Raw genomic sequence first — 6,381 nt, 5'->3', positions numbered from 1 at the left:
GCCGATGAGGGTGAGCAGGGCGACGACGGGCAGTCCGCCGGAGAGCGGGCCGGCCGCGGGGCCAAGCAGGTCGGTGATCGCCGTGACGACGGCGAGGAGGATCTCAGACACGGTCGGCCTCCTGGGGGGTGTAGAGCACGGCGGCGGGCAGGTAACCCCACTCGGCCAGCCACTGCGAGGAGTGCATGTCCTCGACGCCGGTCTGCGCCCACGCGCTGTCGGTTGCACCCGAGTCCCCCTGGGGCCAGAGGGTGGGGAACGCCTCGCGCGCCCAGGTCGAGCCGTCATCGGAACGGATCACGGAACCGATGGGCAGCGCCTCGAGCTCGGCCGCGGTGGTGATGATGGTGCTCATCGGGAGGCCCCCTTGCCGTGTCCGCGGGCGATCATCTGTGCGGTGACGAGAGCGGCGGGCGGGGAGAAGACGATCCATGCCGCGGCGAGGACCAGGGCTCCGGGGAAGGTGTGGCCGGCGGTGAAGAGCAGCAGGGCCGCCACGGCCAGGACGGCCGCGACGATGGTCGCGAGCACGGCCAGCGCCTTGATCCGCCGGTTGGTGCTGGTGCGCCGGCCCTTGACGGCGGTGCGCGGCTCGTGGGGGAGCGGGGGATCGGTGACGGCCATCCGGGACATGAGCATCAGTGCGGGGGCCGGGATGCCGAAGACCTCCTCGATCCGATTGGCCCGGGCTACGGTGATCTGCACGTCCCCGGCCTCTATGAGGGCGACGGTCGCAGCGCCGAGGTCGGGCTCCATGCCCAGGGCCCGGGCGAGGTCCTGGCGGGTGATGCCGCGGTAGGAGCGGTGCATCTGCAGCTTCCGGCCGAACTCCCGGCGGGCCGCACGCTCGGCCAGCGGGTCACCGGCGAGGCGGGCGTGGACCGATGGGTGGTCCAGGGTGAGGTTCATCCTGTCGAGGGGCATTGCTAGACTCCTTGTGGATTCGCAGCTGGATCTATGGGCGCCGTCTGATCGGCTCCCGGGGAGCGGTCACCTGTTGGCTCAGGTGGCCGCTTTTCTCATGCGCTCTGACGAGCGCGGTGCGCCGAGCGCGAGCGAGGGGTGGAGCGGAACGGGTCGATCTGCCCCACCTCAGCGGTGACGGCCTCGAGCGGGGCGGTCTCGGCCTTCTTCGCCGGGGCCCGTCGAGTAGCGCGCAGCAGGGCCTTGATGTCCTCGGGGAAGAACACGACCCGGTTCCGTCCACCACGGTGGTGGGCGACCTCCCCAGCAGCGGCCATGCGGCGCAGCTCGTGCTCGCCGTACAGCCCGGTCATCTCGGCGACCTCCTTCGGGGAGTAGCCCCGAAAGTCTTCAATGCCGCTCACGCCGCCACCTTCTTCCGTGTCCGGATATTCCTATCTGAGTGGGTGGGATTTACGGACACCTTGGTCAAAAAAAGATCGTCGACGCCGACGCCCAGCGCCTTGGCGATGCGCAGCGCCGGCTCCGGGTTGAGCGTCTTCGCATCGCCGCGGAGCAGGCGGCCGAGGTAGCTGTGCGTCTTCCATCCGGCCAGCTGCGCAAGCTCCCGCTGGGACACGTCTTGGATGACCATCAGCTTCGCCAGCTTCTTGCGGTCTTGGAGTTCCATCCAGAGATCTCCTAACTGGGGGGTGGGGGACTCGATGCGTTTCACTGTACGGGTTTCCTTTCCAGGTGTCCAGATATTCGTGCCAAACGTAGCCCTCTGGTGCCCACGTGACAAGAGGGTGGCGCCCTTATTTCCCGGCATCTCGCGCTAGGGTGGGGGTGATTTAGGCACCCTCTTAGTGCCCACTCCCCACGTAACTCCCAGTGCCCGGCCGTTCGCATCGTCCGGGAATCCCAGTCAGGATCGAAGAGTGAACGCATCTCAGACACTCGGAGCCCTCATCCGAGACAGGCAGGCCAGCACCGGCTGGTCCCTCCGTGATCTCGAGGATCGGTCCCCTGCGGGGACGGGCTTGAACAAGTCCCGGTGGGGCGAGCTGCGCCGCGACGGGGCTAAGGCCTTCTCCGGGGCGCAGCTGCTCGGTATCGCCGAAGCCCTCGGAGTTCCTGAGAGCATCGTCGGCCGCGCGGCCCTGGCCACCATGGGAGTCACCGCCCAGGCCGGGAGCGCAGTCCGTATCGAGGATGCCGTTCGCACTGACACCGAACTGAGCGAGCACGACCGCCGGATCCTTCTGGCAGTCTTGCGCGAGATGCGGATGGAGCGTGGTGGGAATGCAGACAGTACCGCCCCCATTGCCCACGCGGGGGAGAGCCCCGCGGCAGGCCAGGAGCGCCGCGAGCGCCCTGCCGAGGACTCTTCGCTGTCCGAGTCAACTACCTTCCCACGGGAAGCGGGGAGCCCCGCAGCTGAGCATGACCTGTTGGCGACCCCGGAGCTGGCGCTGGTCACAGACGAGGACGAGCACCCGTTGACTGCTCCCTCGGAAGACGAGCTGGCACGCCGGCGCCGCGAGCGCGAAGGCGCGTCGACTGTGACAGGTGACAGCGGTGTCGAGAGTGAGGTGCCGGGGCAGGAGGAGATCCCGGTGCCGGACGAGGCGTTGATGGCTGGCTACGACGCCCCCTCAGAGGGACGAGCGCTGCGCCAGCAACAGGACGCCGATGCTGAGGGACCGCAGGAGTAGTTCGATGCCGAGCGCTAATCACTCGCAGTCGGCGGCAGCCCTTCATTGCCGTCGGCGCACCTAATCAAAGAACCAACCCCTGCCCGGGCTGGGCAGGAAGGGGAGACAAGTGACGCAAAATAACCCTGAGCGTGGCGGTATGGGCGAAGGCGCCCCTATCCTGCACATCGGTCTCGATGACCTGTTGATGGATGAGGACAACCCGCGCTTCCCCCGAACTGCGAAGGATCAGCAAGACGCCGTCCGACTCATGCTCAAAGTGACAAGGAGTCAGACGGTCAACCTTCTGCGCGACATAGTCGACCGCCGAGAGCTGAACCCCTCAGAATTCCCAATCGTCGTGCCATCGACTAGGACGGGCGGCAAGTACGTCGTCCTCGAGGGAAATCGCCGGTTGGCCTGCCTCCTTCTGTGGAACAATCCCGAACTCGCCGGCGGTGAGCGCCAGTACAACGCAATCCGAAAAGTGGTTGAAGAGTCCGCGGGACCTCCATTCGGCGCGATGCGGGTCGTTGTGCTCGGTTCGCGTGAGCAAGCTGTTGAGTGGGTTCGGCGCCGGCACACTGGGCAACTGAACGGTGTCGGTACCGTCGGTTGGAATGCCAGGGAAGCCGATAACTTCAATGTTCGCCTGGGCGTTCCATCCTTGACGAGCGCGTTCTGTCGTCGTGTAGGCGACTGGTACAAGGACGACGAGCGCTTCGTTGCGGATCTTCAAGCAGCCACTGATGAGCGGTACACGACGGTGGCACGCCTGATCGACAGAAAGCCGACGCGCGAAGTGCTGGGGTACTCATGGGACGGCGAAGATATCCAGTTCACGCGCACACCGGAGGAGTTGAAGCCTGCGATAAGTCGCATCTTCTACGACCTCAGCAAGGACAAGAAGGAGGGGGGCGGTGTATGGTCCCGCGAACTCAACTCGGTCCCGGACATTGTCGAGTACCTGCAACCCATCGCCGACCTGATCGAAGGGACCAAGGCCGTATCGCCAGACGTTGGGAAGGTAGTTGCCTCGCCGACGAACGCAACGTCGTCACGACGCAAGGCGGAGGGGCTGTGGACGGAAACTTCTGAGCCGCACTCCAAGTCGAATCGCACTGAGTCTCCTGAGCTCCCCATCGTCGACCTGCCCGCCCCCAAGGTCGATCTTCAGATTGACCCGGACTTCAATGCGTTGGACCTGTCGGCCTTCCCTCCACGCACGCAGGAGGTGTTGAAGCAGATGAGAGGGCTGAAAGTGGCGACGAAGCACGAGATCGTTGGCGTCATGATCCGAGTTCTCGTTGACCTTTGCGTCAAGGTCTTCGTGGAGTCTGTGCCGGAGGTCAAGTACGAATCCCAGACTCACAAACAGATCCGAAAAATCATTCTGCACCTCAGGCCTGAGGTGCAGTCCCTCCCAGCCACAAGTCGAGACCCCCTCAAAGTGCTCTATGAACGGCTGGGGTCCGGTGGTGGAGGGGCATGGGTGGAAATCAACTCCTTCCTGCATGATCCAGCAGTCAGCGGAGGTCCCCGAGACGTCGTCAGTCACTATCGACTGCTCGAGCCCCTGCTCGTGGCCATGAACCAACGACTGAGGCAGAATCACTGACATGCGCTATCTCTCTCCCCTGCGATACCCCGGCGGCAAGGCCCGACTGGCTCCCTTCTTCCAGCGAGTGCTGCAGTTCCAAGACTGCTCTCCGCGGCACTACGCCGAACCCTTCGCTGGGGGAGCAGGTGCAGCACTGGAACTGCTCAACAAGGATGCCGTAGACCATATTCATCTCAACGACCTCAACCCGGGTATCGCGGCCTTCTGGCGGGCCGTGTTGCGTACCCCGGAACAGTTCATCGACAGAATCCTGACCGTAAATCTCTCCGTCGATGAGTGGCGTGCCCAGCGAGCTGTGTACATGCAGCCCGGCGAGTTCGACGATTTGACACTCGGGTTCGCTACGTTCTACCTCAACCGCACCAATCGATCAGGAATCCTTTCGGCCCGCCCGATCGGTGGGCTGGAACAGACGGGCCGCTGGCTCATCGACGCGCGATTCAATCGAGATACTTTGGCCGATCGCGTTGAGTACATCAGCCGATTTGCGCACCGAATCTCGCTCACCGAGCTCGATGCCCTGGATTTCCTGACAACTTTGCGCCCATACGGAGACGACGTCTTTGTATACGCAGATCCTCCGTACTTGGTCCAGGGCGACGGGCTGTACATGCACGCTTTCGACGCTGACGCCCACGCATCTCTGGCGGAGGCGCTGGCCGGAAGCCCTCATCGTTGGGTGATCACGTACGACGATGACCCCCGGATCACTGAGCGCCTCTACTCGGGTCAAAGATGTGCTCAATTTCAGATCGGCCACACAGCCCAGCTCCAACATGTCGGCAAGGAAGTAATCATCTTCAGCGGGGATTTACTGCTTCCCGATCTTCAGGTCACTCGGACGCGCGGAGCTGTCTGGAACTCTGCCTGATCAGTGTGCGCGGCCCACGCGTGTCGCGTTTGTTGTCCTGTCCCCAGGACTGTCTACGTTCAGATGCATGGACCCATGGGCTGTGCTCCCCCCGCATATCACCGTCCAGCACATGGCACTGGAAAGGCTGTCGGCTGTGACTGACGGCCACTCCACCATCTGGCTGGACGACCGACTGACAGAGATCGAGGCGCGTTGCGCGCTAGCGCACGAGCTCGTGCACCTCGAGCTAGGGCACGTCGGTCACCAGTCGCAGGCGGTCGAGGAGAAAGTCCGGGAGCAGACAGCGCGAAGCCTCGTGCCAATCAAGGCGCTCTACGCCCACCGACACTGGCAAGGCCGGCTGTACGGATTGGCCGAGGATCTTGGCGTCACGGAGGCGGTCCTCTTGGATCGGCTGCGCTGGCTGAGCGAGGAGGAGCGCTTGCTCTTAGGGGTTCTGTTCTGGGGGCCTGGTGAAAGTTGACAGGGGCCGTTGACGCCGTCATCAACGCACCCCGCGGCCTCCTGATCGATCCCCGCAGTTCCGTGCGTTTCCGTGGTGTTGCACCATGTTACGCCCCGTCCACCGGTGTTCGACTCCCTCCTGGGGCACACTCGCGATCCCCGCCATTCCGGCCCTCACGGCTCAGGGTGGCGGGGATCTCGTCGTCTCCGACGCCAGATCCGACGGCAGATCCGACGGCACATCGTGCTGCGGTGCCCGGCGGGATCTCTCCGGTGGCGAGACGCACGGCCCTTGCGGGCAGGGCCGGCGGACCGGATGAGCGTGCCGGCGCCCGTTCGGTGGACCGGTACCTCCGAGCGGAGCGGAGGCGGGGTAGGCTGTGCGGTGGGCACGCAGATCTCGCCGTCTGTGTGTCCGCGGCTCGCTCGGTCTTACTGGACCGGGCGGGCCATCTTTCGTCGGTGGCGGAGCCGGCAGGTGCTGAGCGGCGTCCCGGCAGGCGCCCGGAGCCGGAGCACTTTCCCGCCACACCCCGGACGACCGGCCCACCTGCGGCCCTCGGCGGGCACGGCCCGGCCGTCCCCCTCCCAGGCAGTCCTGCCGGTGCCTCTCCCCGAGCTACAACCCGCTCTGGATTGTTTGCGGTCGCGAAAGTGTGTACAAGCACCACCCTGTGAATTCGCATACGTTAAGTAGCACATCGAGGGGTGCAGTGATCCGGCCACCTGAGCTCCGCGCCAGGACGGACGAGGAGCCGGAGCAGCACCTCCGCGACGACCCCGGCGGCAGCCCGCCGGGACGGCCGCAGTTCCCGGACGGGGTGCCCGGGGCGGCCGCGGAC

Annotated in this window: 8 protein-coding genes; 4 read left to right on the top strand and 4 right to left on the bottom strand. The window is 65.0% G+C overall.

Annotated elements, in window-relative coordinates:
- Nucleotides 1-103 precede the first annotated feature (103 nt).
- From ACXAGC_RS20020 to ACXAGC_RS20005, 4 genes are all read right to left on the bottom strand, one after another.
- Nucleotides 104-355 carry a hypothetical protein gene (locus tag ACXAGC_RS20020; RefSeq protein WP_474846703.1) on the bottom strand — a complete coding sequence of 84 codons (252 nt, stop codon included), beginning with the start codon at nucleotides 353-355 and terminating at the stop codon, nucleotides 104-106.
- The gene (locus tag ACXAGC_RS20015) at nucleotides 352-924 is read right to left on the bottom strand and encodes a helix-turn-helix domain-containing protein (protein WP_474846701.1); all 573 of its coding nucleotides are present in this window, start codon (nucleotides 922-924) and stop codon (nucleotides 352-354) included. Before ACXAGC_RS20015 ends, ACXAGC_RS20020 begins: the two co-directional genes overlap by 4 nt.
- Nucleotides 925-1,019: 95 nt before the next feature.
- Nucleotides 1,020-1,328, bottom strand: a complete 309-nt coding sequence (locus ACXAGC_RS20010; protein WP_474846699.1) for a helix-turn-helix domain-containing protein — start codon at nucleotides 1,326-1,328, stop codon at nucleotides 1,020-1,022.
- Nucleotides 1,325-1,639 carry a helix-turn-helix domain-containing protein gene (locus ACXAGC_RS20005; protein ID WP_474846697.1) on the bottom strand — a complete coding sequence of 105 codons (315 nt, stop codon included), beginning with the start codon at nucleotides 1,637-1,639 and terminating at the stop codon, nucleotides 1,325-1,327. Before ACXAGC_RS20005 ends, ACXAGC_RS20010 begins: the two co-directional genes overlap by 4 nt.
- Before the next feature lie 205 nt (nucleotides 1,640-1,844).
- On the opposite strand from ACXAGC_RS20005, the gene ACXAGC_RS20000 reads away from it, so the two are divergent.
- From ACXAGC_RS20000 to ACXAGC_RS19985, 4 genes are all read left to right on the top strand, one after another.
- Nucleotides 1,845-2,621, top strand: coding sequence for a hypothetical protein (locus ACXAGC_RS20000; RefSeq protein WP_474846695.1), 777 nt, complete (start codon nucleotides 1,845-1,847; stop codon nucleotides 2,619-2,621).
- Nucleotides 2,622-2,730: 109 nt separating this feature from the next.
- Nucleotides 2,731-4,218, top strand: a complete 1,488-nt coding sequence (locus ACXAGC_RS19995) for a hypothetical protein (protein WP_474846693.1) — start codon at nucleotides 2,731-2,733, stop codon at nucleotides 4,216-4,218.
- Between the two features lies 1 nt (nucleotide 4,219).
- Entirely contained in the window at nucleotides 4,220-5,092 is an 873-nt protein-coding gene (locus ACXAGC_RS19990; RefSeq protein ID WP_474846691.1) for a DNA adenine methylase, read from the top strand.
- Nucleotides 5,093-5,204: 112 nt separating this feature from the next.
- Nucleotides 5,205-5,558 (top strand): ImmA/IrrE family metallo-endopeptidase, encoded by a 354-nt coding sequence (locus ACXAGC_RS19985; RefSeq protein WP_474846689.1) that lies wholly within the window; start codon nucleotides 5,205-5,207, stop codon nucleotides 5,556-5,558.
- Nucleotides 5,559-6,381 lie beyond the last annotated feature (823 nt).

Source organism: Alteromonas sp. AWJ4_197 (genome assembly GCF_056160285.1).
Note: the sequence above shows the minus strand (reverse complement) of the source record. Positions and strands in the feature narration are given on the sequence as shown.